Raw genomic sequence first — 26378 nt, 5'->3', positions numbered from 1 at the left:
TCCCGCATGTCGCACGGCATGCGGGCTGCGGGGCGGAAGGCGACGGGCGTCGCGGGGCCTCTTTGCCGGCGCGCTGCTCCAACCTGCGATTTTACGATGGGACGTCACGTATGGAAAAATACAACCTCGAGTTGTTCGCAAGCTGCCTTTCCGGATTGGAAAAGCCGCTGGCCGACGAGCTGAAGTCGCTTGGAGCTAAGCGCGTGCGCCCCCTTGGCGGGGGCGTTGCCTTTTTCTGCGATATGCGCGGCGCGCTCAAAGCGTGCTTGTGGTCGCGGCTCGCCTCGCGCGTGACGCTCGTGGTCGGTCGCGTGAACGCATCCGATGCCAACCTGCTGTACGAGGGCGCGCGTCGCTTGCCGTGGGAGCGGGTCATCGCTTCGGGGGCGAGCATGGCCGTGCAGGCGCACGGCATGAACGACCAGCTGCGCAATACCCGCTTTACCGCGCTCAAGGTGAAGGACGCGGTGTGCGATCGCTTGCGCGAGATGCGCGGCGAGCGTCCCGATGTGGACACCGATCAGCCCGACGTCGTGCTCGACGTGCGTATTCGCGAAGGGCGAGCGACTATTTCGCTCGATTTGTCGGGAGAATCCCTGTATCGACGCACGTACTTGACGGCCGACGACGGGCCGGACGCTCCTTTGGAGTGCGCGCAGGCTGCGGGCCTGCTGGCCTTGGCCGGCTGGCACGACATAGCGGCATCGGGCGCTGCATGCGTCGATCCGACGTGCTCGGACGGCTCGCTCGTCATCGAGGCCGCGTCGGTCGCATGCGACCTCGCGCCCGGCCTTGCTCGCTCGCGCTGGGGGTTCTTCGACTGGGCGGAGGCGGACGAGGATGCGTGGGGCGATCTTCTTGCCGAGGCCGACGAGCGCTTCGAAGCGGGGCTGGCGCGCGTGGCGGCGTACGATACGCAGGATCCTTCGGCGCCGCCCGATTTGGCGTACGTGCGCTTCGCCGGGGCGACCACGTCGTCGCCCGCTATCGCGCGCGCCCGTCAGCGCGCTAAGCGCGCAGGGCTGCGCCAGGTTGTGAGCATCGAGTTGGGCGATGCCCAAAGCGCTCCCGACCTGGTGGAACGCGTGGGATCGGCGGCGGCGCGCGCACTGCGCGAAGCGATGGCCGACAGCGGCGCGGACGGCATGCAGGCTTCCGGGTTCTTGGTGGCAAGCGTGCTGCCCACCGGCGATCGCGCGCAATCGGAGGCGCGGCAGCAGGCCGAATCGGCCGCCTTCTCGCGCGCGTCTTCGGCGGCGGGTTCGGGCGCGACGTTCGCAGTGGCGGGCGGCGAGGGCATCGAGTCCCGGTTCGGCGTGGAGCCTTTCGAGCGGACGACGCTCGGCGCGGGCCGGGTGTCGGTCGAGGTGCTCGTGTTCGACGAGCCCCCGGTGGAGCCCGTGATCGTGACGGTGCCCGACTCCGCAGGCGGGGCCGAGCATCGCGTCGAGGTGTTCGAGTCCGCGTCCGAGCAGTTCGCTTCGCGTCTTCGCAAGGTGGCGAAAGAGCGTCGCAAATGGGCGAAGCGCGAGGGCGTGTCGTGCTATCGCATCTACGATGCCGACCTGCCCGACTACGCGGTCGCCATCGACCTGTACACGGGCGCGGGCCAGGCGTCGGGCAACACGTATGTGCATATAGCCGAATACGCTGCGCCCTCCACGATCGATCCCTCGAAGGCGCAACGGCGCTTCGACGACGTTCTGTCCCTGGCTCCCGTGGTGCTGGGCGTGCGTCCCGACCACGTGTTCTCGAAGGTTCGCTGCCGCGACAAGGGGGGCAGCCAGTACCGCGGGGCGGGAAGGCGCTCGTACGTGACCCACGTACAGGAGGACGGGTACCTGCTCGAAGTCGATCTGTCCGGCTATTTGGATACGGGCATGTTCCTGGATCATCGCCTGACGCGCGAGCTGGTGGGCGCGCGGGCCGCGGGCAAACGGTTCCTCAACCTGTTCGCGTACACGGGCACGGCTACCGTGCACGCTGCGGGCGGGCAGGCGGAGTCCACGTGCACGGTCGACCTTTCCCAAACGTACCTGGATTGGGCCGCGCGCAACATGGAGCAGAACGGCTTTACGGGCGAAGCGCATGCGTTCGAGCGTGCGGACGTCATGACGTGGATAACGGAGTGCCGCCGCACGCCGCGCAGGTTCGATTTGATCTTCGTCGATCCGCCCACGTTCTCGAATTCCAAGGCCATGGGCAAGCGCACGTGGGACGTCCAGCGCGATCATGTGGAGCTGCTTATCGGCGTGACCCGCCTGCTGGCCGAAGAGGGCGAGGCCGTGTTCTCGTGCAACCTGCGCAATTTCAAGCCCGACGAGGAGGCGCTTGCGAAGTACGGCGTGATCATCGAGGACATCACCGCGCAAACCATCCCGCACGACTTCGAGCGCAACCCGCGCATCCACAAGTGCTACCTGGTGCGCCGCGCGTAACGGCGCCGCTCGCATTGCTCGCTTGCAGCCGCTTGCCCACTCGGCAAGCGGCTTTTTTGCGCGGTGGGGAAGGGACGGGTCGGGCGGTTGCGCGCGCTACCGCCCGGTTCGATGCTGCGGCGCTTCTTCGAGCACCGTGTCGGATAGCCCGATGGCCCATAGCATGTAGGCGTTCATGATGCGGGGCGAAGCTTCCGCCAGCGCGGTGGAGCCGCTTGCGGCGGCCACGGCAAGGGGGTCGGACGCTTCGCGGGGCAGGTAGCGTTCGCGGGGCGCAAAGCCATGCTGCTTGGCGATGAGCAGCGTGGGAAACGTGCGCCCCGCGTTGCCGTACATGGTGACGCGGTTGTTGTAGAGTCCTTTGCAGGTTGTCATACGGTCTTCCAGTTCCCCCAGCTCCTCCAGGAGAAGCGCGAAGGGCGTGCGCTCGAACAGGGCGGGTGCTCGCCCTTCGATAAGGTCGAGCAGGTTGCGATGCGCCACGCAGAGCGCATCGTCGGCTTCTGCGGCGCGCGTCGGGTCTTCGGCGGCCTGCGCATCGGCAAAGGCGCGCTCGACGGCTTGCAGGGCGAAGGGGTCGTCCACGCCGTTTGCCCGTGCGGCGTCGGCTATCCGCGCCATGACGTCGTTTCGGCTGCGGCGGGTCGCTTGCAGCTGCTCCCACATGGCGTCCGACTCTCGACCAAGGCTGGCAAGGTTGCGCGCCAGGATGGTCATGACGGCGAAGGCGCCGGCAAGTAAGAAGGCGATGGGATAAGCAACGTCAAGGCGTGCTCCTTCGGTTGGAGGGCCGCAGCGGAAACCGTCTTTATTGTAGGGTCGCTCGACTGCTTTGTTCCATACCGCAGGAAGTATGGTTTCGGGTGCACGCCTCCCTCGGAAGGTGGTAGAGGCATGCGTGCAGCGCCGCGTTTGCGGGCTACTTCGGACGCTGCGCTGGGAAGGGGGAGCGGGTGGGCGTGCGGCAGCCTCTGGATGGGCGGCTTCATGCGGGCATGGAAAAGGCTGCACCGAAACCGATGCAGCCTTTGCGTGTTTGCTGGTGGGCCCAGCAGGGCTCGAACCTGCAACCAAGGGATTATGAGTCCCCTGCTCCACCATTGAGCTATAGGCCCGTAAAGCGTCCCGCTATTCTATCCCAAAATGCTCGCTTGTGCAAAGAGGGAAACGGGTAGTTTGCGCAAGCCGCTTAGAATCCTTGCCGCGAATCCTCGCAAACCCGTCGGCAACGCTATTCTCAAAAAATTGAAAATAGGGGCTTGCGCGCGCCTAAAACTACCGGTACAATATTTCAGCGTTGCGAACGAAGCAACAAGCACGGTCGCTTGGCTCAGCGGGAGAGCATCGCCTTCACACGGCGGGGGTCACAGGTTCAAATCCTGTAGCGACCACCATGAATTCAAAAGCCTTCCTTCGGGAAGGCTTTTCGCTGTCCTAGGCGTTCAACGTGAATTTCCAAGCGCAGTTGCAGGTGCTGTCCACAATGTTGGGGAAGCAGCTCAGGCATTCGCAAACGATGCGGTCGTCGATGGCGGTTGCGAACACCGCATACTCCACCACTCCCACGTTCTTGCACGGATGGAACCCCATGCCCTTTCGCTCGCGGGCGTTCTGCACGCGGCAATCGACGATGCGGTACGTCAGTTCGTTGCCGTTCACGGTTATCTCGTCGACGTTCGCGGCCGATTGGCAGCGCAGCGAAAGCGCCTTCGCCAGCCCTTCGATGCCCGGATGCTCGTCCAGTCCGAGAAATGCCTTGATGCGGCGGCCCTCCGAAACGCTGAACCGTCGCCATGCTTCCACGTCATGGTGCATGGCTGCGTCCATGTCGTCGTTCTTCTCGATCGATTGGAACCACGTTCCGTCGAGCGCGATCAGGTTCTTCGCGTATATCTCGAGCAGTTCGAGCAGCTCTTCTTTCGTCAGGTTTTTCAGCGCGTCGTTCATGAATCCTCCTCAGGGTGCGATACGGTTCACGATTATAGCGCGCGGCAAAGCGGCCCGATGTGCCGTGCGCACCCCAAAACGGCTATACTGTTGCGATGCGCGTGCGATTCAAGGCTTGGCCGTCAACGCATGCGCGGCGCCCGGCTTGGCTCGCGGTGCCGAACGGTCCGACACAACGATTTCGCGATAGGAACATCATGAGCACCGATAGCTTTGAAGCCAGCAAGAAGCGCAGCGACGAGATCCGCGCAGATCTGCCCGTCCATCCCGAGAACTACACCATGCTCACCGGCGACCGTCCGACCGGCCGCTTGCACCTGGGCCATTACTTCGGCACCATTCGCGAGCGCGTGGCTCTGCAGAACCTGGGCGTGACGACGCGCGTCATCATCGCCGACTATCAGGTGATCACCGACCGCGACACCACCGAGCATATTCGCGACAACGTGTACAACATGGTGATCGACTACCTGGCATGCGGCCTCGACCCGGCGAAGACCATGATCTTCACGCACTCGGCCGTTCCCGCGCTCAACCAGCTGATGCTTCCGTTCCTCTCGCTCGTGACCGAAGCCGAGCTGCAGCGCAACCCCACGGTGAAGTCCGAAATGGAGGCTTCCGGCCACGCGCTCACCGGCCTTCTGCTTACGTATCCCGTGCATCAGGCGTGCGACATCCTGTTCTGCAAGGGCAACATCGTGCCGGTGGGCAAGGACCAGCTGCCGCACATCGAGCAGACGCGCTTGATCGCCCGCCGTTTCAACGAACGGTTCGGCCAGGTGTTCCCCGAGCCCGAGGGCGTGCTCAACGACGCCGTGGAGATTCCCGGCCTTGACGGGCGCAAGATGTCGAAGAGCTACGGCAACGCCATCAGCCTGTCGCTTACCGACGAAGAGACGGCGAAGCTCATCAAGAAGTCCAAGACCGACGCCGACCGCGTTATCACGTACGACAAGGAGAACCGCCCCGGCGTGTCCGCGCTGCTGACGACGGCCGCGCTTTGCACGGGCCGCACCGAGCTCGAGATTGCCGCCGAAATCGGCGACGGGGGATCGGGAGCGCTCAAGAAGTACGTGACCGAAAGCGTGAACGGCTTCTTGGCTCCCATTCGCGAACGCCGTCAAGAGCTCATGCAGGACATGGACTACATCAAGGACGTCTTGCACGACGGGAACCGTCAGGCGAACGAAATTGCCGAGGCCACGCTTGCGCAAGTGCGCGAAACGATGGGCATGGTGTACTAACGCACCAGGTAGATTGCTGGAACCGGCGCTGCGGAGAACAATTTTCGGGCACGTGCCCAAATTTTGAAAAAACGGTCTTGCGCAAAGTTTTGGTTCCGGTATAATACTTACTCGCGCAACGGAGCGCTCCTCATTCCTCGGTAGCTCAACGGCAGAGCATCCGGCTGTTAACCGGAGGGTTGTAGGTTCGAATCCTACCCGGGGAGCCATGAAACGCCAGGCCGCCAGTCAAACGACTGGCGGCCTTTTTTTGATGTGATGCGGACGGCGCTTGTCCAGGGTCCTTCCCGATCTTCGCAGCGCGATCTCAGCGCAGCTTCTTCTCGGCTTGCACGATAGTCTGCTCGTAGTGTTCTATCTTGTAGTCAAGGCGGTCGAGGCCTGCCTGCATTTCGGCGATGCGCTTCCGCACCAGGTCTCGCTGCTCTTCGAGCAGCGCCTTGCGCGCCGCAATCGTGTCGTCGCCTTGCTCGAACAGGCGCATGTACTCGATGAGCGCTTCAATGGACACGCCCGCTTTGCGCATGCACTTGACGAATTGCACCCGCGCGCAATCCTGGTCGCTGTAGTCCCGTATGCCGCTTGCGTTGCGCGTTATGTTGGAAAGCAGCCCGATGCGCTCGTAGTAGCGCAACGTGTCGGCTGAAAGGTCGTATAGCTTGCTTACTTCGGCTATCTTCATGAAGGATCCTTTCGTCTTGCGGCTTGCATGCGCATGCCGTCTTGCATTGAAGCACGTGGAGTGCGCTCCAAGTCAAGTTTTTAGGCAAGGGATCCTGACGTTTGGTCCCGGTCGGCTCTTCGGGCGGGGCTTCGCTCGAGGCTATTCGTAGAACGTGCGGGCGATGAACGTGACCACGATGATGAAGGCCGCGGCGAAAAGCGAGCCGATCGTGGCGGTTTCGGCCCGACGGAGAATGAGCGACTTCTCGTCGGCATGGATGTCCGACACGCGCGTGTTGGGGTTCATAGTCATGGCGATCGCCCTCCTTGTCGACGTGGTTTCGTTCGGCTTCAGTATAGGCGTTGGCTCGCGATCCAGGAAGCGCATCGCCGTAAACGGCATCTTCGGTTATCATAGACGGTTGGCGTTCGCGATGAGCGCGCGCCGTTTTTTGCCAGCACGAGAACCGAAGGCGCGTTCGCATTATGATCATGCAGCTTGAGCACATATCGAAATCGTTCGGGGGGCGTCAGCTTTTCCATGACGTGACGTTTCGCTTGGAGGAATACGAGCGCTTGGCGCTTGTCGGCCCGAACGGGGCGGGCAAGACCACGCTTTTGAACATCGTCTCCGGTCAGGAGGACGCCGACGAGGGGCGCGTTTTGTTTGCGAAGGGCGCGCGCGTCGGCTACCTGGAGCAGGAGGCCATCGAGATGGAGGATCGCTCCATTTTCGAAGAGGTCATGTCCTCGCAGGTGGAAGTGCTCGAAGCGGAGCGCCGGCTGCACAAGCTGGAGGCCGAGCTGGGCGACAATCCGACCGATCAGCAGCTGGCGGCCGCCGGACGCGCCCGCGATGCCTACGAGGTGCTGGGCGGCTACACCATCGAGGCGAAAGTGCGCAGCGTGCTTTTCGGCCTGGGCTTCAAAGAGGCGGATCTTGCTCGCTCCACCACCGAGTTCTCCGGCGGTTGGCAGATGCGCATCGCGTTGGCGAAGCTGCTCATCCGCAACCCCGAGGTGCTGCTGCTCGACGAGCCCACCAACCACCTTGACCTGGAGAGCGTCAAGTGGCTAGAGGGTTTTCTGCGCGGCTACGCCGGGACCGTCGTCGTGGTCAGCCACGACCGCGCGTTCATGGACAACATGGTCGATCGCGTTGCCGAAGTGGACAACGGGCAGGTGAACATCTACAAGGGCAACTACTCCGCCTATCTCAAGTCGCGCGAAGAGCGGCTCGAGCGCCTGCGCGCCGAGGCGGCGAAGCAGGCCGAGGAGATCGCCCACATGGAGGCGTTCATCGAGAAGTTCCGCTACAAGCCCACCAAGGCCAAGCAGGTGCAGGATCGCGTCAAGAAGCTTGAGAAGATCAAGCGCATCGAACTTCCCGAAGAGAAGAAGACCGTCAAGTTCAACTTCAAGCAGCCGCCGCGCACGGGCGACGAGGTGGTGCGCGCTCGCGGCCTCGTGAAGCGCTACGGCAGCAAGACCGTTTACGACGGCTTCGACTTCACCATGTACCGGGGCGACAAGATTGCCCTGGTGGGACCCAACGGCGCGGGCAAGTCGACGTTGCTGAAGATGATCGCGGGGGCCACCAGTCCCGATGCGGGCAGCATCGACTACGGCGTTCACGTTTCCAAAACCTATTACGCCCAGCACCAGCTTGACGAGCTGCATCCCGGCAACACGGTGTTCGAAGAGCTCGACCACGTGGCTCCGGGCTGGTCGATATCGCAGGTTCGCACGCTGCTCGGCGCGTTCCTGTTCACGGGCGACGCGGTGGATAAAAAGGTGAGCGTGTTGTCGGGTGGCGAGAAGAGCCGCCTGGCTTTGGCGAAGATGCTGGTGGCGCCGCGCCCGCTCCTCTGTCTGGACGAGCCGACGAACCACCTGGACATTGCCAGTGCCGACATCCTGGAGCAAGCTCTGAAAACCTTCGAGGGCACCATCTTGTTCATCACCCACGACCGGCACTTGATTCGGGGCGTGGCGAACCGCATCGTGGAGATCGAGCCGGGCAAGGTGACGAGCTACGACGGCGACTACGACTACTACCTGTTCAAGAGCGGTCAGTTGGACGGCCCGGCGCCAGAGGACCGTTCGCTGGTCGACGAGGTGATGGGCGAGGACGCGCCGCGAGGGAAGGGCGCTCAGAAGGGAAAGGGCGGCTCTCATGCGGCGTCCGGCGCCGAGCATCGGCCGGACAAGGCGGGTTCCGCGTCCGGTGCCGCGCAGACCGAGCTTACGGCGCCGCGCGCGAGCGCGCCGAAGTCCAAGGAGCAGAAGCGCCGCGAGGCGGAGGCGCGCAACCGCGCGTACGCCGCGCTCAAGAACCACCGCAAGCGCATAGCCGAGCTGGACAAGCAGATGGAGCGCGACAACGCGCGCATGGCCGAACTGCTCGAACTCATGGCCGACCCGGGCTTCTACGTGAACGAGGACGCTTCCTCGGACGCCGTGGCCGAGCACGCCAAGCTCAAGCAGCGCCTTGCCGCCGCCGAGGAGGAGTGGTTCCTGCTCACCGAGGAGCTGGAAGAGGAAATGGCGAAACAGGCGGAGGCGCTGTGAGCGAGCAGCTGAACATCGTGCTCGTGGAGCCCGAGATCCCGCAGAACACCGGCAACATCGCCCGCACGTGCGCATGTGTGGGCGCGCGCCTGCACCTGGTGGAGCCGATGGGCTTTCGCTTGACGCAGAAGAACCTGTCGCGTGCCGGATGCGACTACTGGGACGAGGTGGACATCGTGCGCTGGGCGTGCGCCGATGCGTTTTTCGAGGCGCACGGAAACGACGAGCTGCATCTGTTCACGGGGCAGGCGCGCCGCAGCTTCGCCGAGGCTTCGTACGGCGAGGGCGCCTTTCTCGTGTTCGGTCGCGAAAGCCGCGGGCTCGACCTGCGCTTCATCGAGGCTTACGCAGGCCGCTGCGTTCGGATCCCCATGCGCGAGGGGCTGCGCAGCTTGAACCTGAGCAACGCCGTAGCCGTGGCCTCCTACGAGGCCCTGCGCCAGCAAGGGTATCCGGGGCTGGGCTAGCTTGTCCTTTGGCATCGGGCCTGAAGCGGCCGAAGCGTATCCGCCTCTGCCGTCCGGGAGCCTATTCGCCGCTTTAGCGGGATAAAGCGGCCTGTGCGCGCTGCGAGCGTGTATACTGGGCCGCATTGTCTGAAAGAACGTCAAGGAGGTCCCCATGGCTCGTGTGTACAATTTCTCGGCCGGTCCGGCGGTTCTGCCGGAGGAAGTGCTTGCCGAGGCGGCATCCGAAATGCTCGACTACCAGGGCAGCGGCATGTCCGTCATGGAGATGAGCCATCGTTCCAAGCCGTTCGCGTCCATCATCGAAACGGCCGAGCAGGATCTGCGCGACCTCATGGGCATCCCCGACAACTACCGCGTGCTGTTCTTGCAGGGCGGCGCGTCCACGCAGTTCGCCATGATTCCCATGAACCTGATGCGCAACAAGGTCGCCGACTACGTGGTAAGCGGCTCTTGGTCGAAGAAGGCATGGAAGGAAGCGAAGCTCTACGGCGACGCGCGCTGCATCGCCAACAGCGACGACGAGAACTTCAGCTACGTGCCCGACGTGAAGAAGCTCGAGATCTCCGAAGACGCCGACTACGTCTACATCTGCCAGAACGAGACCATCTACGGCACCGTGTACCACGAGCTGCCCGACACGCAGGGAAAGCCGCTTGTGGCCGACGTGTCCTCGTGCTTCTTGTCCGAGCCCGTCAACGTGTCCGATTACGGCTTGATCTACGGCGGCGTGCAGAAGAACGTCGGCCCGGCCGGTGTGACCATCGTTATCATCCGTGAAGACCTGATCAGCGACGACGTGTTCCCCGGAACGCCCACCATGCTGCGCTACGACACGCACGCTGACGCGAAGAGCCTGTACAACACGCCGCCGTGCTACGGCATCTACATGTGCGGGAAGGTGTTCAAGTGGCTGAAGGCCCAGGGCGGCCTGGAGGCCATGAAGGAGCGCAACGTGGAGAAGGCGCAGCTCCTTTACGATTACCTGGATCAGAGCGCGCTCTTCAGCGGCACGGCGCGCAAGGAGGACCGTTCCATCATGAACGTGCCGTTCGTGACCGGTAACGACGAGCTGGACGCCAAGTTCGTGGCCGAAGCCAAGAAGGCCGGCATCGAGAGCATCAAGGGCCACCGCAGCGTCGGCGGCATGCGCGCGAGCATCTACAACGCCATGCCTCGCGAGGGCGTGGAGGCGCTCGTCGCCTTCATGAAGCAGTTCGAAGCCGACAACGCGTAGTCTCCTACGCGTTGCTCGATGAACCCGAAGGGGCCGCGGTTGAGTCGCGGCCCCTTTTTCGCGTGCAGGATTGGCCTGCACGCGGTGCAGGTTAACAGCGGACATGCGTTTTTGGCAGAGATTAGGAGGTTTGTGGCTCCTGAACGCGAGATATTCCATTTATAGCGAACAAGTGATCGCATAATGCCTGGTCGCAGATTTCATCTTCCCTTTTCGTGCGCGACGTCACGAGCCAAAAGCCGCAAACCTCGGAATCTCTGCCATTTTCGAGCCCTTCGCGGGCAGGTTGCGGTAGCGCCTCGGGTTTTTGGGCGCATGAGTTCTCCAAGAAAACTGCCGCACCCTTCCTGTGGCAGAGAGCGGGCTGCCGAATGCAGGTTTCGGCAGCGCCTTGTCGGCAAAAGGCATGGCCGCGTTTTGGGATGCAGCCGATTGGCGGCTTCGTGCGCTCGTGAAATTGTCACAGGGGGTCCCGATTCGCGCCCGCTTCCGCAGTGCGGCCGCCGCGAGGCGGCCCGCAACTACCACCCCGCCCCTATATCCGCCGTCCCGCCCGCGTCCGCGCGGGGATGGGCTCACTCCGCTTGATCGGTGAACAGGTCGATGATCTCCTGCTTCGAGTGCACTTCCAGTTTTGCATAGATGTTCTTGATATGTCCGCGAACGGTGTTGGGGGACAAGTACAGAGCCTCGCCGATGTACGTGCTGCTTCTTCCGCGAGCAAGTAGCAGCAGTATTTCCGACTCTCTATCCGTTAGCTTGCATCGAACGGAAATCTCTTGTCCCGTCGCGCAAAACGAGCCGTTCTCGGTAGAAGAAGGTGCGCTTCCTTCCGCATCGTTGCTGCTGGTCGTTGTGGCGGAGCGTTTTCTGATGCGCAGCATGAACAACAGCGCAAGGGAAAGGAGGTATACGGCGATGCAAAACACGAGCATGGTCTTGAACGGCGGGTTTATGTCCAGTCCCGCTATGGCCGAGCCGCCCACGATCCCCAGCATCGATGCCAGTCGAATAAGCACGACCGACGTTCCCATAAACACGTACGGGTTCAACCGGCTTTCGTGAGACTCGCGGACGATCAGGAACATGACGCTCGTCGATATCAGGCTATGGCCGGCTACGAACGCGGCGCTTACGAAGTAGCCGTATTGGAAGTTCGCGAACGGCCACACAATCAGCACTCCGGTCAGAAGAGGGAAGAGCGCGCGGTACGCGCGCGACGCGCTGAACGTCTTGGGGAATCCGTACGCCATGACAAAGAAAGCGACCGATGCGGCGATGACTCCCAAGGAGGAGGCAAGGGACGATCCTTCGAAGTTGTAATGTTGCACAACCATGAACCCGTTGATGATTCCGACGGTGCATCCCAGCACCAAGAGCGACAGCAATCCCTCCCCGATCGAGAGAAATCCCTTCAGGTACGAGCGCGTCGCGTTGGTTCCAAGCTGCGACGCCGATCCGCGGGAAGGCTCGTTTTGCGGCACCGCGTTCGCTTCGCATTTCGCCTTTCGGCAAAGGGCCACGTTTGCTAGCAGCAAAACCAGAACGGCGATCAGGATGACAGGGGAGGGGGCGTGCCGGAGAGCGTAGGAAACCAAAGATGCAAGCAGCATGGCGAAAGCAAGCGCCTTCATGCTGTCGGCGGGTTTCATGGTGGTGAACAGTTCTACCCAGGCCAGGGTCAGCATGGCGGTGGAGATCCCTTGGGCCAGCGCAAGAACCAGAAGAGAGACCGCTGGATCCATCGTGGAAAAACCACCGGCAAACGAAAAGCAAGCTGCGGCTGCGAGAATCGCCGAGGGAACAACGATCGGCACGGACATTGCGGGCAGCCGCCCGCGCAGCGCAGCTATGACGATGAGGGTATCGGCCAGCAGCACGAACAGGGCCGACGCAACGCTGAAATCAAAGCCGGCAATAAGCACAGTGGTTGTGTCGGACGTTAGCACGGCCGTTGAATACAGGACCGATTGGGCCGCTTTGAATGCCGAGAATCCAAGGGCGCACCACATGACAAGAAGGTGGCGCTGTTTAGAACGCACGTCGTCCATCAACCGCTCCCCTCCCTGGTCGTGTTGTTGGATCGCGATTCATTGTGCGACAGGATCGAGCTCGTGCCAACCCTGTTTTGGCCGAAAAGGTTGGGCGAGGGCGTATTCAACCCAAAATGAGGGAGGGGCTGAGCGGCGGATTCGACCCAGAATGGGAGATGTGCGGGCTTCGAGGGCACTTTAACCTGAGTTTGTCGAAGGGCTGTGCGAGCTTGTTTTCGACAGACGAATTGGTGTGGTCAGGACGGCGGTTTGCAGACGAAGTGCTTCTCGCTCGGTCTTGATCGGAATGGAGGGCATCATGCAGCGGGGGATTTCACGACGCAGTTTCATTGGAAGCGCCGCCGTTGGAAGCGCGGTTTTGGCTTTGGGGGCATTGGCCGGCTGCGCTCCGCAGGCGGATCAAGGAGGCTCCAGCACGTCGGCTGCCTGGGATCAGGAGGTTGATCTTTTGGTGTGCGGTGCCGGCGGGTGTGGGTTGGCGTGTGCGGTAGAGGCGAAGGACAACGGAGCAGAAAACGTTCTTGTTATTGAAAAGGGCGATATGATCGGCGGCACTACGGCCATGTCTCAAGGCATGATCGCTGGCTACGATACCAAGTTTCAGAAAGAACAAGGCATCGAGTTGACGTTTGACCAGATGTACGCGAACCTGATGAACAATGCGTCGTATCGCCTGGATCCCGCGTTGACCAAAATCACCGTCGAGAATTGCGGTAAGACTATCGACTGGTTGGCAGATCGTGTGGGCGTCTCTTTCCTTGACAGGATAGACATTTACTACGGGCCGTTGCAGATGATGCATAACGTGGACGGCGCGGGCGGCGGTTTCGCGATTGCCTTCTCGGCTTGTCTTGACGATTTGGGCGTGCAGGTTGAGAAGGGCACGAAGCTGGTGGAAGTGCTTCTGGATGCCGAAGGGCGCGTTGAAGGCGCGGTTGTGGAGTCCAAGGGCAAGCAGCGGCGCATCAAGGCAAAGGCGGTTATGCTGGCAACGGGCGGGTTTGCCCACAATGCCGAGCTGGCTGCTCGGTTCGATCCCGAAAAAGCCGGCACTTTCGGCATAGGGCATCCTAACTGCGAAGGCGATGGCTTGGTGGCGGCATCAAATTCCGGAGCGCTTCTGTCGCACATAAACCATATGATGTGCATCCTCAAGGATTACACCATCATGAGCGAACACGAGGGAACCTCGGCCAGTGCGAATTTGAATGGGTTCACGAATCTCCCGAACATGATTTTAGTTGGCTCCGACGGCAATCGATTTGTTGACGAGACCAGCAAGGGGTACATGAGCCAAGATCTCAACAGCCCTATTTTCGACAAGATGCATCGTGACGGTGCGGGGTATGTGTGGGAGATATCCGACGAGGCCACGGTTGCAGCTGCTGGTGGCAAGGTGGTTCGCGGCGAAGGTCTTGAGTACGTGAAGGGCTCCGATGCCGCAGAGCTTGCGAAGAGCATGGGCGTCGATTCGACCGCCCTTGCCGCTACGATCGATGCATACAATGCCGCGGTTGACGCTGGCGTAGACAAGGAGTTTGGCGGCTTCCCCACGACTAAGCTGGTTGCGCCGTATGTGGCTGTTCCCGTGGTTCCGTGCGAAATCATTACGTATGGCGGCGTTGCTCGAAGCGAAAAAGCCGAGGTCCTGCGTGCTGACGGACAGATTATTCCCGGATTGTTCGTAGGTGGCGAGGCAAGCTGCAATTCCGCCTACATGGGATTCACGCTTTCCAATTGCTTTACCTGGGGGCGCATCGGCGGGCAGAGTGCCGCTTCGTATATTCAGAGCTAATTACCCTCCTCCCTCCCTTCAGCGAAAAGGTCTGCTTTTCCAGATCTTCTTCGCTGGGCAGCCGCGCACGCAGGTCGTGCGCGGCTGCTTTTTTGCGAACAGGTGCGCGTCCGCTGCCCACCCTCGTCCCCGTCCCAAGAAGCTTGGCGACGCTGCGAAACTGCTGGGTGCACGTCCGCTGCCCGCCCTCGTCCCCGTCCCCGCCCGCTTGCGTCCATCGTGGCGGTCGAAACCCCAGATGCATTTCTTTGGCCGAACGCCGACATAGTTCGATGCACGATCGTGTTATGGTTCAAGGCGACGATACGCCGCCCCCTCAAGGGCGCACGGTGCAGGGTGGAATCCATGCGCCCAGGTCATCGACATGTCGCGCGTGAAATTCGCATACGAGGAGGTTGCATGATGGATGACAGGCTGTTTCGCAAGGGCGCATGCGCGCTTGCGTTGGTTTTGACAACAGGCGCGGTCTTGGCGGCATGCTCGAACTCGAACGGCGGCGTTGTGTCTTCGTACGACGGCGTGGCAACGGTGCTGCAAGCCGCTCTTCCGCAAAAACCCGCTGCCGACGACTATGAAGCTCAGAGTAAAGTTCTCGAAGACAACAAACTTGACCAGGCGTTCCTCGATAACTTGAGCACGTTCTCCTACCGGAGCGCACCTGCCGTGTTTGCGGAGGCGTCCGAAGCAAACGAGAACTACTCGCCCGCAAGCCTTTACTACGCTCTGGCGATGACGCAAATGGGAGCCGCAGGCAGCACGCAGGACGAGATCGCGGCCTTGCTCGGTGCGGACAACGTCGACGTTACCGCGCAGCAGTGCGGTAATTTGCTGCGTCTGCTTGCCGCCGATCAATACTCGAACGTCAAGCTGGCCAACTCCGTATGGATGAGCCCCGACGCCGAATTCAACCAAGGGTTCGTCGACGTCATGCGCGATCAATTCTACGCATCGTTGTTCCAGACGGATTTCGGCACCCCCGAAGCGGACAAGGCGATGGGGCAATGGGTTGCCGATAACACCGAGGGAACGCTGGCTCCGCAGTTCAAAAGCGAGAGTCAGCAGCTGATTTCCCTGATCAACACTGTGTATTTCAAAAGCGAGTGGTCAAGGGCATTCGATGCCGAATCCGTTTCCCCCGAAACGTTCAACGCCGAAACCGGAAAAGTGACGGCGGATTTCATGGTTCAACGGCTTGACGGACCTCAGGAGATTCGCGCGACCGATACGTACACGCGCGCAAGCTTGGGCTTTGCGGACGGAAGCCAGATGACGTTCGTGCTCCCGGCGCAGGGCGTGCATGCTCGGGATTTGCTGGCCGATGCCGCTGCGCTCGAAGAGGCGTTCACGGCTGATTCGACTGGAGAAGCGTTCGTAACGTACCATGTTCCGAAGTTTAGTTTCGACAGCTCGTACGACTTGGTTTCATCGCTGAAAAAGCTTGGCGTGAACAGGGCTTTCAGCGATCAGGCGGATTTCTCGAACCTTACCGACATCCCGGCGTACGTATCAAGCGTGGCGCAGGAGGGCCACATCGGGCTTGACGAAAACGGCGTCGAAGCCAGCGCGTACACCAAGGTCGACATCATGGCCATGTCAGCCCTTCCGGATCCTGCGGTTGTGGGCGAACTGGATTTCAACCTGGATCGCCCGTTTTTGTACGAGATCAAATCCAAGCAAGGGGCGGTGCTGTTTCTGGGCATGTGCGGGGACCCTTCTGCAGGGAAGTAGCTCGCCAGTACGCAGGTGTACATAATTCGATACTGTGTTGTAAATAAGAATTTGTCTCATTAAGGGGCAACAATCCTTCCTACCCTGGTAAGATCGTCGCAACAAGACAGGTGATTCTCAACCAGAAAAGAAGGAGCCCTCCCATGACCGACCAGTTCGATACCACCAGGCTTACCAACGAAGTCGGAAACCCCGTCGCCGACAACAACCACACGCTGACCGCAGGAGAGCGCGGCCCCATGATGCTCCAGGACAACTGGATGATCGAGAAGTTGGCGCACTTCGATCGCGAGGTTATCCCCGAGAGGCGCATGCACGCGAAGGGGTCGGGCGCGTACGGCACGTTCAAGGTGACCGGCGACATCACGCGCTACACGAAGGCGAAGGTGTTCCAGCCCGGAGCCGAAACCGAGGTGTTCGTGCGCTTCTCGACAGTGGCGGGCGAGCGCGGCGCGGCCGATGCCGAACGCGATATTCGCGGCTTCGCCATGAAGTTCTACACGCCCGACGGCAACTGGGATCTCGTAGGCAACAACACCCCGGTGTTCTTCCTGCGCGATCCTAAGAAGTTCATCGACCTCAACCACGTGGTGAAGCGCGACCCGCACACCAACATGCACTCCGCCCAAAGCAACTGGGATTTCTGGTCCAGCTTGCCCGAAGCGCTGCACCAGGTGACCATCGTCATGTCGGATCGCGGCATCCCGGCCAGCTACCGCCACATGCACGGTTTCGGCAGTCATACGTTCAGCCTGATCAATGAGGAAAATCAGCGTGTGTGGGTGAAGTTCCACCTCAAGACCAACCAAGGCATCAAGAACCTCACCAACGAAGAAGCCGGCCAAATTATCGCAGGCGACCGCGAAAGCCACCAGCGCGACCTGTTCGGCGCTATCGAGCGCGGCGAGTTCCCCAGCTGGCGCTTCTGCGTTCAGATCATGGACGAAGCTACGGCGAAGAACTACAAGGAGAACCCGTTCGACATCACGAAGACGTGGAGCCAGAAGGAATTCCCGCTTATCGAAGTGGGCACGCTCGAGCTGAATCGCAACCCGCAGAACTACTTCGCCGAGGTGGAGCAAGCCGCGTTCGCGCCGACGCACTTGGTGCCGGGCATTGGACTGTCGCCCGACAAGCTGCTGCAGGGCCGCCTGTTCGCATACGGCGACGCGCAGCGCTACCGCCTGGGCGTCAACCACAACCACATTCCGGTGAACAAGCCGCGCTGCCCCTATGCCGAGTTCCACCGCGATGGAGCCATGCGCACGGACGGCAACTTCGGCAGCACGATTGGCTACGAGCCTAACAGTTACGGCCAATGGCAGCAGCAGGCGGACGCGGCCGAGCCGCCGATGGACCTGTTCGGGCCGATGGATGCATGGGATCCGGCGGACGACCCGACCGACGACACCTTCTATCAGCCGGGAGACTTGTATCGCCTGATGGAAGAGCCGCAGCGCGCCGTGCTGATCGCGAACACGGCGGCCGACATGAACGGCGTGACCGAGAACATTCGCTTGCGCCATGCGGCCCACTGCTACAAGGCCGATCCCGAGTACGGCGACCGTCTGGCCGACGCGCTGGGCGTGGACGTAGCTCGCGTGCACGAGTTGGCTGCGATGACGCACGAGGAACGCATGGCCGCTACCGGCCAGCAGGTTCCGGCTCGCAAGAAGGGCGGGGAAGCGCGCGCCTAGCTCCCAGTTCCTTCACCTTGCGCGCCCGAATGTTTCACGTGAAACATTCGTTCGCTATCAAGAGGGTTGATTCATACATTGCTTTCCCATATACGGCCGCTTCTGCTTGCTCCTTTGCAGAAGCGGCTCGTTTCGCGTGGCGTCGATAGGCAAGCCCGCAGGATCCCGATGCCGCTGCCGAGCTGCTTAGGCGATGACGCGCCTGCTTCGTCTGCTTCAAATATGCGCCGATCGGGGTATATTCGCACATTGCCTGCGCGCTTGCCTTACGCGTGCGGGGTCTTCTTGCTACTATGGCACCATCCGACTTCGCCTTTCACAGAGGGATGGACCACATGAGACGACTTTTTTCGCTCGTTTTGGCCGCAGTGCTTGCATGTTCGGCGGTCCCCGCGTTTGCCGATCCCCCTTCAGCGCCGAGCGATAACCCGATGGTCGGCATCGGCAGCGAAGCGCGTTCGATCGACGACCTGCTGCAGGCGGGCGATTATGCGCCTGGGCGCGTGCTCGCTCGTGTAACAAGCGAGTTCGCTCCCGTTGCTCCGCGCTCGAACTACTCGAACGATGCTGCTTCTTGGTCGGCGGAGTCGCTGTTCACGTACGAATCAGGCGCCTACGAGCCCGCGGCGCGCATGCTGTCGGAAAGCGAAACGCCTGCCGATCAGGTGATTCTTATTCAGTCCGATACCATGACGACCGAGGATCTCCTGCGTCAGTTGGCGGGGACTCCGGGAGTGGTGGCCGCCGAGCCCGATTACGTGCGCACGATCAGGGACCCCGAAAGCGCGCCTTCCGTCCGACCGGAGCCTTCCGCCGGCGCAGCGCGCGCCGCCGACTCTGCCGAGGCCGCGACCAACGACCCGCTGCTTGACCAGCAGTGGCAGCTGTCTTCCACCTCCGAGGCGCCGGGAGGTTCCAATGCGCGGACGCTGTGGCAGAAGCTGGGCATTCCCGAAAAGTCGTCCGAGTTGAAGAGCGTTGTGGTTGCCGTGGTCGATACGGGCGTGGACTACACGAACCCCGATCTTCAGGACGTCATGTGGAGCAACCCCGGAGACATCGGCTTGCCCGGCGAGAAGGGAAGCGCCGGCTACAACTTCGGCGACAACGTCGACGATCCCATGGATGTCGACGGGCATGGCACGCATGTGGCGGGCATCGTTGCGGCTGCGAACAATAACGCCGAAGGCGGTTCCGGAGTGGCGCCCAATGTCCGAATCATGGCGCTTCGCATCGCTAATGCAGCGGGGCAACTTCCCTCTTCGGCCCAGATAGGCGCCTATGACTACTTGAAGCGGGCGGCGCGCGGCGGCGTGCCGGTCGTGGCTGCGAACGATTCCTGGGGAGGTATGGGCGTCAGCGGTATTCTTGACAGCGTGATGGATGATGCGTATCGCAGCGCTAATGTCTTGTCGGTGTGCGCATCGGGGAACGAATCTCTCGATAACGACCGATCGCCCGGCAATCCTTCCGGTGGTTCTTCGGAGGGCGTCATTGCTGTGAACGCCGTTGACCGCCAAGGTGCGCTCGCAGCCTTTTCGTCGTACGGTGCGGCGACGACCGATCTTGCAGCACCTGGCGACGCTATCTTGTCAACCGTGCCGGTAGGCCAAGGAATGGCCGATCTCGAGGATAAAGACCTCATTGTCTTGCAAGACGATTTCGAGAAGCTTGACGGCCTCTTCACGTTCGACGTAGCCGGAAGCGCACCGACGTCGGTCGTGCGCACTGATGAGGTATGGGCCGGGTCCGCCGCATCGGGGCACAGCCTGCAATGGAGCGTGCCTGCCGCGAAGGCAGGCCAAGAGGCAAGTGTCGTGCTGACCCCCGCCGATGGGGCATGGGCGGATCAAACGGCGGGCGCGTCGTTCGAGGACGCGCACTATCTGGCGTTTGACGCGAAGGTGACTGATTCGATCGCGTCCGGCTCCGCGCGCATTCTGCACGTGTACCTGTCGTCGACTGATCCGGACAACCCTTGGATCGAACTGTCTCCGGGCGAAGAACTGATCGCTTCCTATAACTCATGGTCGACCTTCGTAGCTCGCATACCTGACGAGGCGCGCGAATCGATTGATTGGAAGAATCTGTCCGTCAAGATCACGCGCAACCTGGTGCCGTTCGACGAGGGGTCCGACCTCCTGTTCAACATCGATAGCGTCTCGCTGATAACTTCGATCATTCCGTACAACAATTTGAGCGGAACTTCGATGGCCGCTCCGGTGGTGAGCGGCGCCCTCGCTTTGCTAGCGGGGAAGTTTCCCGATGAGGATGCATCGACGCTGCGCGCTCGCGTGCTGGGCGGCGTCGAGCGCACCACGGAGCTTGCCGGTACTTGCACCTCGGACGGCAAGCTTGACCTTGTGCGCGCGGCAACCGATCCGTACCCCGTTGTGGATGCGCTCGAGCCCGCCGCGCGTGAAGCCGCAGCTGCTCACGCTACGGCGACCATCCGAGGGAGTTGGTTCGGTGATGCTGAAGGGCGCGTTCTCCTTGATGGCGAAGAGCTTGCCGTGACGGCGTGGGGCGATCAGGGCATTACCGTCGCGCTGCCCGAACAGCTTGAGGCGAAGATGCGCTACGTGCAGGTGGTGCGTGCCGACGGCGCATCGGGAAGGCATCTTCTTCTTGTGGGGCAAGAGCAGCCTCCGGCCTACTATGAAGATCTGCCTGCTCCTAATTTTCAAGATTTAGGGATAGTGGATGCTGAGCAATCGACTTCGTGGCAGGTGGCATCTGCGAACGCGACCGTATATGCAGCGAGCGAAAAAGCAGTCACGATGCAGGGGGGCCAGTCGGTTTTCGTTTTGCTGGCGTACGACCCGCTTGCCAAGACGTGGTCGGTCGAGCGTGCGCTCGACGGCGTGTTCGATCATCCGTTTCTCATGGCGGCGCATGGCGACGTGCTTTACCTGTTCGATCCGATTAAGTATCTTCTGTACCAATACGATACGGCTGCCTGCACGCTGAGCGATCCGCTTGACTGCTCGTCGCTGAAAGCCTGCGCAGATCAGGGAACTGAGCTTGTGTTCGGCGGTGTGGCATGCGACGGGGCGTCGCTGTGGCTGAGCGGCGGGTGCTTGCCTGATGGCAGCGCCGTGACGCTTGCCGCGCGCATCGACGTGCGAACGGGCCAGGCAACGGCTCTGCCTCCCCTGGGCAGCGGGCGCGTGACGCCCGCCGTGCACGTGCTCGATGGAACGTTGACGGTGGCGGCAGGCAATGCATCGGTCCAGCCTAGTAGCCTGGTTGGCTCGGTCGAGCAGCTTCGCGAAGGCGTTTGGACGGCAACGGGCGTTCCGGATGCCGTCGAGAGCCTTCAAAGCGGGGCCGTTGCCTCGGCGGTGCTTCCGAGCGGCATGAGCATCGATGGCGTCGCGACCGAGGGCGAGCGGCTTGTTCTTGCGGGGCTCGTCAGCGCAGATGACGCAGGTGCCGACACGTACGTGTTCGATCCGGCAACGGGCGCATGGCAGGCGGTACGCGAGCGCTTTTCGGCAGGGAAGATGGTCTACGGCGGCGCCACGGTGCTGAATGACGCGCTTTACGTGCTGGGCGAAGACGTGCTTTCCGGCTCAACCGTGTTTAAGCGCCTGGCGCTCGAGGCGGCTCCCGAGCCCACGCCGCCCACGCCTCCGGTGTCTCCGACGACGCCCGTGTCGCCTGAGAATGGGGCCGGGGCGGATCCGAAGGCGCTCGTGCGCACCGGCGACGTTGTGCCGCTTGCGTCGACCGCGATCTTGGGCGTGATTGCGATCGCCTGCGGCACGCTTGCGTTCGCGCATCGCAGGCGCCGGTAGTCTCGTTCGCGGATCCGTGCGATCGCGCAAAGCCGTGAAAAGCGAGTACCCCGCAAAGCCGAAGGGCCTTGCGGGGTACTTGATGAGCGAGATGGTGCCCGAGGCGAGAGTCGAACTCGCACGTCGTTAGACAACGGTTTTTGAGACCGCCGCGTCTGCCATTCCGCCACTCGGGCGCAGCATGAAAGTATACCCGAAGCTTGGCGACCCGTCGAGAAAAAACTCGGCATGTTCGCACCGCTATTCGCTCCGCACACCGTCGCACCTCTGTCGCGCTCCCGTTCGCTCCCTTTTCGCCGCGCGCGGGCAGAGCGCCCGCTGCCCGAACGACAATCGGTTAACAGGTGCACGTCTATCTGGCGCAGGATCTTGCCAAGGCTCATAATGGAAGCAATTGCCATTGGCGGCACGATGCAAGCGAGCCTCGCCGCCAATTTCAGCGCACTCGACAGAGAGGCGGAATCTTTATGGATCAAACGGAACTCGCTCAAAAAATCGATGCATACCTCGAGGACAATTGGGAGGCGATGGTCGGCGACATCGAAACGCTCGTTCGCATTCCCAGCTTCGAGGAACTAGACAAGAAAGCCGAAGGCGCTCCCTTCGGCCCTGGCCCGAAGCAGGCGCTCACCGCAGCGCTCGAACTTGCTTCCGACATGGGTTTTGAGACCCATGATGCAGAAGGCTACATCGGGTTCGCGGACTTTCCCGGCGCAAGCGAAACGCAGATCGGCATCATCGGCCACATGGACGTCGTGCCCGCGGGCCCGGGGTGGACGTTCGAGCCGTATGCCGTCACGCGCAAAGAGGGCTACCTGGTAGGGCGCGGCACGTTGGATGACAAGGGTCCCAGCGTGGTGGCGCTGCATGCCGTGAAGTTCTGGAAAGATCAGGGTGTGGAATTCCCCTACACCGTCCGTTTTCTTTTCGGCGCGAACGAGGAATCGGGCATGGCGGATGTGGCGTACTACCACAAGCATTACGATGATCCGGCGTTTTTGTTCACTCCCGACGCCGAGTTCCCTGTGTGCTACGGCGAAAAGGGCGGTTTCGACGGCGTGATATCCAGCAAGCCCCTTCAGGAATGCGCGCGCGTGATCGTTTCGTTCGAGGGCGGCGCAGCCACCAACGCCGTGCCGGGCATAGCCCATGCCGTGGTGAAGGCGAGCGCAAGCGAGCTGCCGAGCACCGACCGTATTGCCATAAGCGAAGCCGGCGAAGGCCTGGCCCGCTTGGAGGCGTCCGGCAAAGGCGCCCATGCGTCGATGCCTGACGAAGGGGTCAATGCTATCGGCCTTATTGTGGACTACTTGCTGGATCAGGGCTTGTGCAGCGCCGACGAGCGCGCCTTCCTCGAGCTTGACCAGAAGCTTCTGAACCATACTGACGGCAGCGGTGTGGGCATTGCCACGTCGGACGAGTACTTCGGTCCGCTGACCGTTGTGGGGGGCACCATCAAGCTGGAAGACGATCGGTTCGTGCAGACGCTCGACAGCCGTTTCCCCACGTCGATTACGGCTGATGAGATAACCGACCGGCTGCGCAAGCTGACCGACGAAATTGGCGGCACGTTCGAAAGGACGCTGCTTATGGAGCCGTTCCTGGTGGAGCCGGATTCTCCGGTCATCCAGGCGCTGCTCAATGCGTACAACGAGGCAACCGGCGAGGATGCCAAGCCGTTCACCATGGGCGGCGGGACGTACGCCCGCGAGTTCAAGAGCGGCGCTAGCTTCGGGCCCGAGAAGCCTTGGGTCGAAAATCCCGAATGGGTGGGCATGATGCACGGCCCCGACGAGGCCGTCAGCGAGGAACTGCTCAAGCAGTCTTTCAAGATCTACGTGCTTACGCTTGATAAGCTGATGAAGCTCGACCTGCAATAACGGTAATGGATGCGACGCCCCGGCGGCTTTCGGCAATCGCCGGGGCGTCGTGCGCAAAAAGGAGAGGAAGCAGATGGTCGATTCCGTTCCGGACGATTTTTATCCCGCCCTTGGCATAGCGGACGCCGAGGGCTTCGAGCGGGCAGATGACGGGCGCATCGAGTTCGAGGGTCTTCCGAACACGCGTGACTTGGGAGGCCTCCCTTCGGTTGACGGGAGGTTCGTCAAGCGTGCGCGCCTGCTGCGCTCGGGCGCTCTTGCGCGCGCCACCGAGCGCGATTTGAAGGTTCTTGCGGATGAGTTCGATCTTCGTACGGTGGTGGACCTGCGAACCGAGGAGGAGCGCCGCGAGCATCCCGATCCCGAAGACGCCCTGCTGGACGTGCGGTTTCGCGATGCTCCGGTGCTGTCTGCATCCACGTTCGGGGTAACGCACGAAGGCGGGATCCTTTCGGCCCTCAAGGCGCTGCGGGCGGTTCAGAAGAACCCGGCCGGCATGATGATGGACGTGTATGCTCGCATGGTGCTCGACGAGCAAAGCCAACGCGGGTTCTCCCAGTTCTTCCAAGACGTTTTAGCTGCTGAACAGGGGGCGGTGCTGTGGCACTGCACTATCGGCAAGGATCGCGCCGGTTTGGCCACCATGCTGATGCTCCATGTTCTAGGCGTGCCGCGCAACGTTATCGTGAAGGACTACGAAGCCACGAACCGTTACGTGGAGGCGCGCTCGCAAGACATTATGGACGCGCTGGCCGCGTACGGTTTGGCGGACAAGCTGGATGCAAGCCTTAAAGTGCTCAACTCGGCCGACCCTCGGTTCTTGCAAGCGGCGTTCGATGCGGTGGACCGGGAGTACGGAAGCTTGGATGAGTACGTGCGCGTTGCGCTTGGCGTGGCGGACGACCAGCGCGATGCCTTGCGGCACCGGTATTTGGCGGACGGCCCGCAGGGTTAAGGCGTTCTCGCGAATCCGCAAGCGACCGCGCTTGTTGCGCGGTGCGTGCGCTCGCCTCAAGGCCTTTCGCCGCCGATTGCGGCCCTTGTTGAATTGGTCTAGCCCTATATTTCTGCTTTTGCGCGGTTTGGGCTTGCCATGACTTATAATGAAAGAATCTTTAAGCGTTTGTTCGGAATCTAGGAGGTATTAGTGTTGAAAGCCATGATTGTCGACGACGAGGCCCCCGCACGTTCTGAACTCAAGTTCCTGTTGGACGAGCTTGGGCAGACCGAGGTCGTGGCCGAAGCTGCTAGCGTGCGCGAGGCTATCGAAAAGCTCAAGGAGTATCCCGTTGACGTGATGTTCCTTGATGTCAACATGCCCGAGGCTACGGGATTGCAGCTGGCGGAGGCCTTGCAGCATCTCAAGTTCCCCCCTGCGGTCGTGTTCGTGACCGCGTACAGCGAATACGCCCTGGACGCGTTTAAGGTCAGCGCGATCGACTACCTGGTGAAGCCGGTTGAGACCGAGCGCTTGTCGCAGGCTATCTCGCGTGTTCGCGAGCATGTGTCCCTGCATTTGCAGGCCCAGAAATCGGAGCGTATTCCGGTGGAGAAGGGCGGCAAGAAGATCCTTATCGGCATCGACAAGATCCGCTTCGTTATGGCTCGCGACGACTATGCGTATCTGCAAACCGACACGGATCGCTATTTCTCGACCGTCAGCTTGGCTCAACTGGAGAAGCGCCTGGACGGGCACGGGTTCTTCCGCGTGCATCGCGGCTATCTGGTGAACCTGTCCATGGTCGAGGAAATCGAGTCCGTGTCTGGTGGAACGCTGCTGCTTACGCTGAACGCCGTGGAGGAGAAGATCCCCGTATCCCGTCGCCGCGTTTCGGCGCTCAAGAAGGCGCTCGGCCTGTAGCGCCGTCCTCGCGCCCGTCTTGGCGCAGGGCTTTTACCTGCATTTAGCAAGCGGGACCCGACACTATCGGGTCCCGCTTTTTCGGTAGCGCGTCCGGCGGGGGCGCGTTTTCATTTGGTAGCGGGCAAGCGTTTCGGGCATGCCCGACGGCGGCTTAGTACGCCGTGAACGAGCTCTTCGGCGCCAAGCAGATGGGGCAGGCGGTGAAGTTCTCGCCCTTGTGGATGTAGCCGCAGATGGGACACAGGTAATAGCTTCCATCGAACGGCGTGTCGATGGTGGTGTAGGCGTCCATGTACAGCTTCGCGTGGTAGGCTTCCGCCAGCTTGGCGCGCGTGAACACCTGCACGGCCTTGTTGTTGCCCTCTTCCTGGGCTTTCTTGATGAACGAGGGGTACATGTCCGAAGTCTCGTAGATTTCGCCGTTCGCTCCGGAGATCAGGTTGACGTCGCTCTTGTGGCCCTCGACGGTGGGCGGCTGGGGCTTTTCCGTACTGGGATCCAGTTCCTTTGCCAGGTTGTATTCCAGCTCGATATGGATTTTCTCGGCATCGGCCGTGCACTGGAACAGGCGCGCGAGCGTATCGAACCCTTCATCTTTGGCAACCTTGGCGTACGCCTCGTACTTCGTGGTGGCACCCGTTTCGCCCTCGATGGCGGAGAGCAGGTTCTCATAGGTGGTCCCCACCGTGGTCTTGCTGTCGGGCACGATGTTGAAGTTGCTGGCAGTGCTCGCCTCGGGGATCGAGGTGGGGTCCAGCACCTCGGCCGTGTACTGCGCGGCTGCGGGATCGGTCGAGGCGGCGGGCTGATCCGTGCTGGCGGGCTGGCTTTCGTTGGCGCATGCCGCAAGCAGCCCCAACGTCGAAACCGATGCTGCTCCCACAGCGGCGCCCTTCAAAAGATCTCGTCTGGTGATCTCGGACATGGTGCTTCCTCCCTCTTGTTTTGAACGGGCGCAACGCCCGATTCTTAAACGATAATTAATATTAATTA

General features: G+C 61.6%; 18 protein-coding genes and 4 tRNA genes. 14 read left to right on the top strand and 8 right to left on the bottom strand.

Going from position 1 to position 26378, the window contains the following annotated elements; all coding sequences use genetic code 11:
• The first annotated feature begins 110 nt into the window (after positions 1-110).
• On the top strand, positions 111-2438 hold the full coding sequence (rlmKL, locus tag ACMNI9_RS06285; RefSeq protein ID WP_418831273.1) for a bifunctional 23S rRNA (guanine(2069)-N(7))-methyltransferase RlmK/23S rRNA (guanine(2445)-N(2))-methyltransferase RlmL: 2328 nt from the start codon (positions 111-113) through the stop codon (positions 2436-2438).
• A 96-nt stretch (positions 2439-2534) separates the two neighbouring features.
• Here the strand turns inward: rlmKL and ACMNI9_RS06280 are convergent, their stop codons facing one another.
• Together ACMNI9_RS06280 and ACMNI9_RS06275 are read right to left on the bottom strand one after the other, a co-directional pair.
• Positions 2535-3155, bottom strand: coding sequence for a LemA family protein (locus ACMNI9_RS06280; protein ID WP_418831272.1), 621 nt, complete (start codon positions 3153-3155; stop codon positions 2535-2537).
• A 323-nt stretch (positions 3156-3478) separates the two neighbouring features.
• Positions 3479-3553, bottom strand: a tRNA-Ile gene (locus ACMNI9_RS06275).
• Positions 3554-3757: 204 nt separating this feature from the next.
• On the opposite strand from ACMNI9_RS06275, the gene ACMNI9_RS06270 reads away from it, so the two are divergent.
• Positions 3758-3832, top strand: a tRNA-Val gene (locus ACMNI9_RS06270).
• A gap of 40 nt (positions 3833-3872) precedes the next feature.
• Here ACMNI9_RS06270 and ACMNI9_RS06265 read toward each other — a convergent pair.
• Positions 3873-4385, bottom strand: coding sequence for a DUF6125 family protein (locus ACMNI9_RS06265; protein ID WP_418831271.1), 513 nt, complete (start codon positions 4383-4385; stop codon positions 3873-3875).
• Positions 4386-4582: 197 nt separating this feature from the next.
• On the opposite strand from ACMNI9_RS06265, the gene trpS reads away from it, so the two are divergent.
• Both trpS and ACMNI9_RS06255 read left to right on the top strand, forming a co-directional pair.
• Complete coding sequence (trpS, locus tag ACMNI9_RS06260; protein ID WP_225749298.1) at positions 4583-5629, top strand: tryptophan--tRNA ligase; 1047 nt, start codon at positions 4583-4585, stop codon at positions 5627-5629.
• 134 nt (positions 5630-5763) lie between these two features.
• Positions 5764-5838: transfer RNA gene (locus ACMNI9_RS06255), tRNA-Asn, on the top strand.
• Positions 5839-5936: 98 nt separating this feature from the next.
• Here the strand turns inward: ACMNI9_RS06255 and ACMNI9_RS06250 are convergent.
• Together ACMNI9_RS06250 and ACMNI9_RS06245 are read right to left on the bottom strand one after the other, a co-directional pair.
• Entirely contained in the window at positions 5937-6311 is a 375-nt protein-coding gene (locus ACMNI9_RS06250; protein WP_114565855.1) for a MerR family transcriptional regulator, read from the bottom strand.
• Between the two features lie 141 nt (positions 6312-6452).
• Entirely contained in the window at positions 6453-6605 is a 153-nt protein-coding gene (locus tag ACMNI9_RS06245; RefSeq protein WP_181792503.1) for a hypothetical protein, read from the bottom strand.
• A gap of 173 nt (positions 6606-6778) precedes the next feature.
• Here ACMNI9_RS06245 and ACMNI9_RS06240 point away from each other — a divergent pair, with 173 nt between their 5' ends.
• The 3 genes from ACMNI9_RS06240 (at position 6779) to serC (ending at position 10567) form a co-directional block, all read left to right on the top strand.
• Positions 6779-8863 (top strand): ABC-F family ATP-binding cassette domain-containing protein, encoded by a 2085-nt coding sequence (locus ACMNI9_RS06240; RefSeq protein WP_114565854.1) that lies wholly within the window; start codon positions 6779-6781, stop codon positions 8861-8863.
• On the top strand, positions 8860-9330 hold the full coding sequence (locus tag ACMNI9_RS06235) for a tRNA (cytidine(34)-2'-O)-methyltransferase (RefSeq protein WP_418831269.1): 471 nt from the start codon (positions 8860-8862) through the stop codon (positions 9328-9330). Before ACMNI9_RS06240 ends, ACMNI9_RS06235 begins: the two co-directional genes overlap by 4 nt.
• Positions 9331-9484: 154 nt before the next feature.
• Positions 9485-10567: a 3-phosphoserine/phosphohydroxythreonine transaminase gene (gene serC / locus ACMNI9_RS06230; protein WP_114565852.1), complete on the top strand. Its 1083-nt coding sequence runs from the start codon at positions 9485-9487 to the stop codon at positions 10565-10567.
• Positions 10568-11142: 575 nt separating this feature from the next.
• Here serC and ACMNI9_RS06225 read toward each other — a convergent pair.
• Positions 11143-12618, bottom strand: coding sequence for a response regulator transcription factor (locus tag ACMNI9_RS06225; RefSeq protein WP_216529827.1), 1476 nt, complete (start codon positions 12616-12618; stop codon positions 11143-11145).
• A gap of 301 nt (positions 12619-12919) precedes the next feature.
• Between ACMNI9_RS06225 and ACMNI9_RS06220 the strand changes: the two genes are divergently transcribed.
• The 4 genes from ACMNI9_RS06220 (at position 12920) to ACMNI9_RS06205 (ending at position 21641) form a co-directional block, all read left to right on the top strand.
• Positions 12920-14416 (top strand): FAD-dependent oxidoreductase, encoded by a 1497-nt coding sequence (locus tag ACMNI9_RS06220; RefSeq protein ID WP_418831266.1) that lies wholly within the window; start codon positions 12920-12922, stop codon positions 14414-14416.
• A gap of 399 nt (positions 14417-14815) precedes the next feature.
• Positions 14816-16144: a serpin family protein gene (locus ACMNI9_RS06215; RefSeq protein WP_216529825.1), complete on the top strand. Its 1329-nt coding sequence runs from the start codon at positions 14816-14818 to the stop codon at positions 16142-16144.
• Positions 16145-16287: 143 nt separating this feature from the next.
• Positions 16288-17841 carry a catalase gene (locus tag ACMNI9_RS06210; RefSeq protein ID WP_216529824.1) on the top strand — a complete coding sequence of 518 codons (1554 nt, stop codon included), beginning with the start codon at positions 16288-16290 and terminating at the stop codon, positions 17839-17841.
• 335 nt (positions 17842-18176) lie between these two features.
• Positions 18177-21641, top strand: coding sequence for a S8 family serine peptidase (locus ACMNI9_RS06205; RefSeq protein WP_418831264.1), 3465 nt, complete (start codon positions 18177-18179; stop codon positions 21639-21641).
• Between the two features lie 92 nt (positions 21642-21733).
• On the opposite strand, the gene ACMNI9_RS06200 is transcribed toward ACMNI9_RS06205, so the two are convergent.
• Positions 21734-21817: transfer RNA gene (locus ACMNI9_RS06200), tRNA-Leu, on the bottom strand.
• A gap of 291 nt (positions 21818-22108) precedes the next feature.
• On the opposite strand from ACMNI9_RS06200, the gene ACMNI9_RS06195 reads away from it, so the two are divergent.
• The 3 genes from ACMNI9_RS06195 (at position 22109) to ACMNI9_RS06185 (ending at position 25382) form a co-directional block, all read left to right on the top strand.
• Positions 22109-23521, top strand: coding sequence for a Sapep family Mn(2+)-dependent dipeptidase (locus tag ACMNI9_RS06195; RefSeq protein WP_216529822.1), 1413 nt, complete (start codon positions 22109-22111; stop codon positions 23519-23521).
• Positions 23522-23594: 73 nt separating this feature from the next.
• Positions 23595-24476 (top strand): tyrosine-protein phosphatase, encoded by an 882-nt coding sequence (locus tag ACMNI9_RS06190; RefSeq protein ID WP_114566436.1) that lies wholly within the window; start codon positions 23595-23597, stop codon positions 24474-24476.
• A 192-nt stretch (positions 24477-24668) separates the two neighbouring features.
• Positions 24669-25382 (top strand): LytR/AlgR family response regulator transcription factor, encoded by a 714-nt coding sequence (locus tag ACMNI9_RS06185; RefSeq protein WP_114566437.1) that lies wholly within the window; start codon positions 24669-24671, stop codon positions 25380-25382.
• Between the two features lie 154 nt (positions 25383-25536).
• Here ACMNI9_RS06185 and ngr read toward each other — a convergent pair whose 3' ends face one another.
• A complete protein-coding gene (gene ngr / locus ACMNI9_RS06180; protein ID WP_225749718.1) occupies positions 25537-26310 on the bottom strand; it encodes a nigerythrin in 774 nt (257 codons plus the stop codon).
• Between the last annotated feature and the right edge of the window lie 68 nt (positions 26311-26378).

The sequence above is a fragment of the Paraeggerthella sp. genome (genome assembly GCF_048427265.1).
Lineage (GTDB): Bacteria > Actinomycetota > Coriobacteriia > Coriobacteriales > Eggerthellaceae > Paraeggerthella > Paraeggerthella hominis.
The sequence above is the reverse complement of the archived record's forward strand: the minus strand, read 5'-3'. Positions and strand labels throughout refer to the sequence as shown.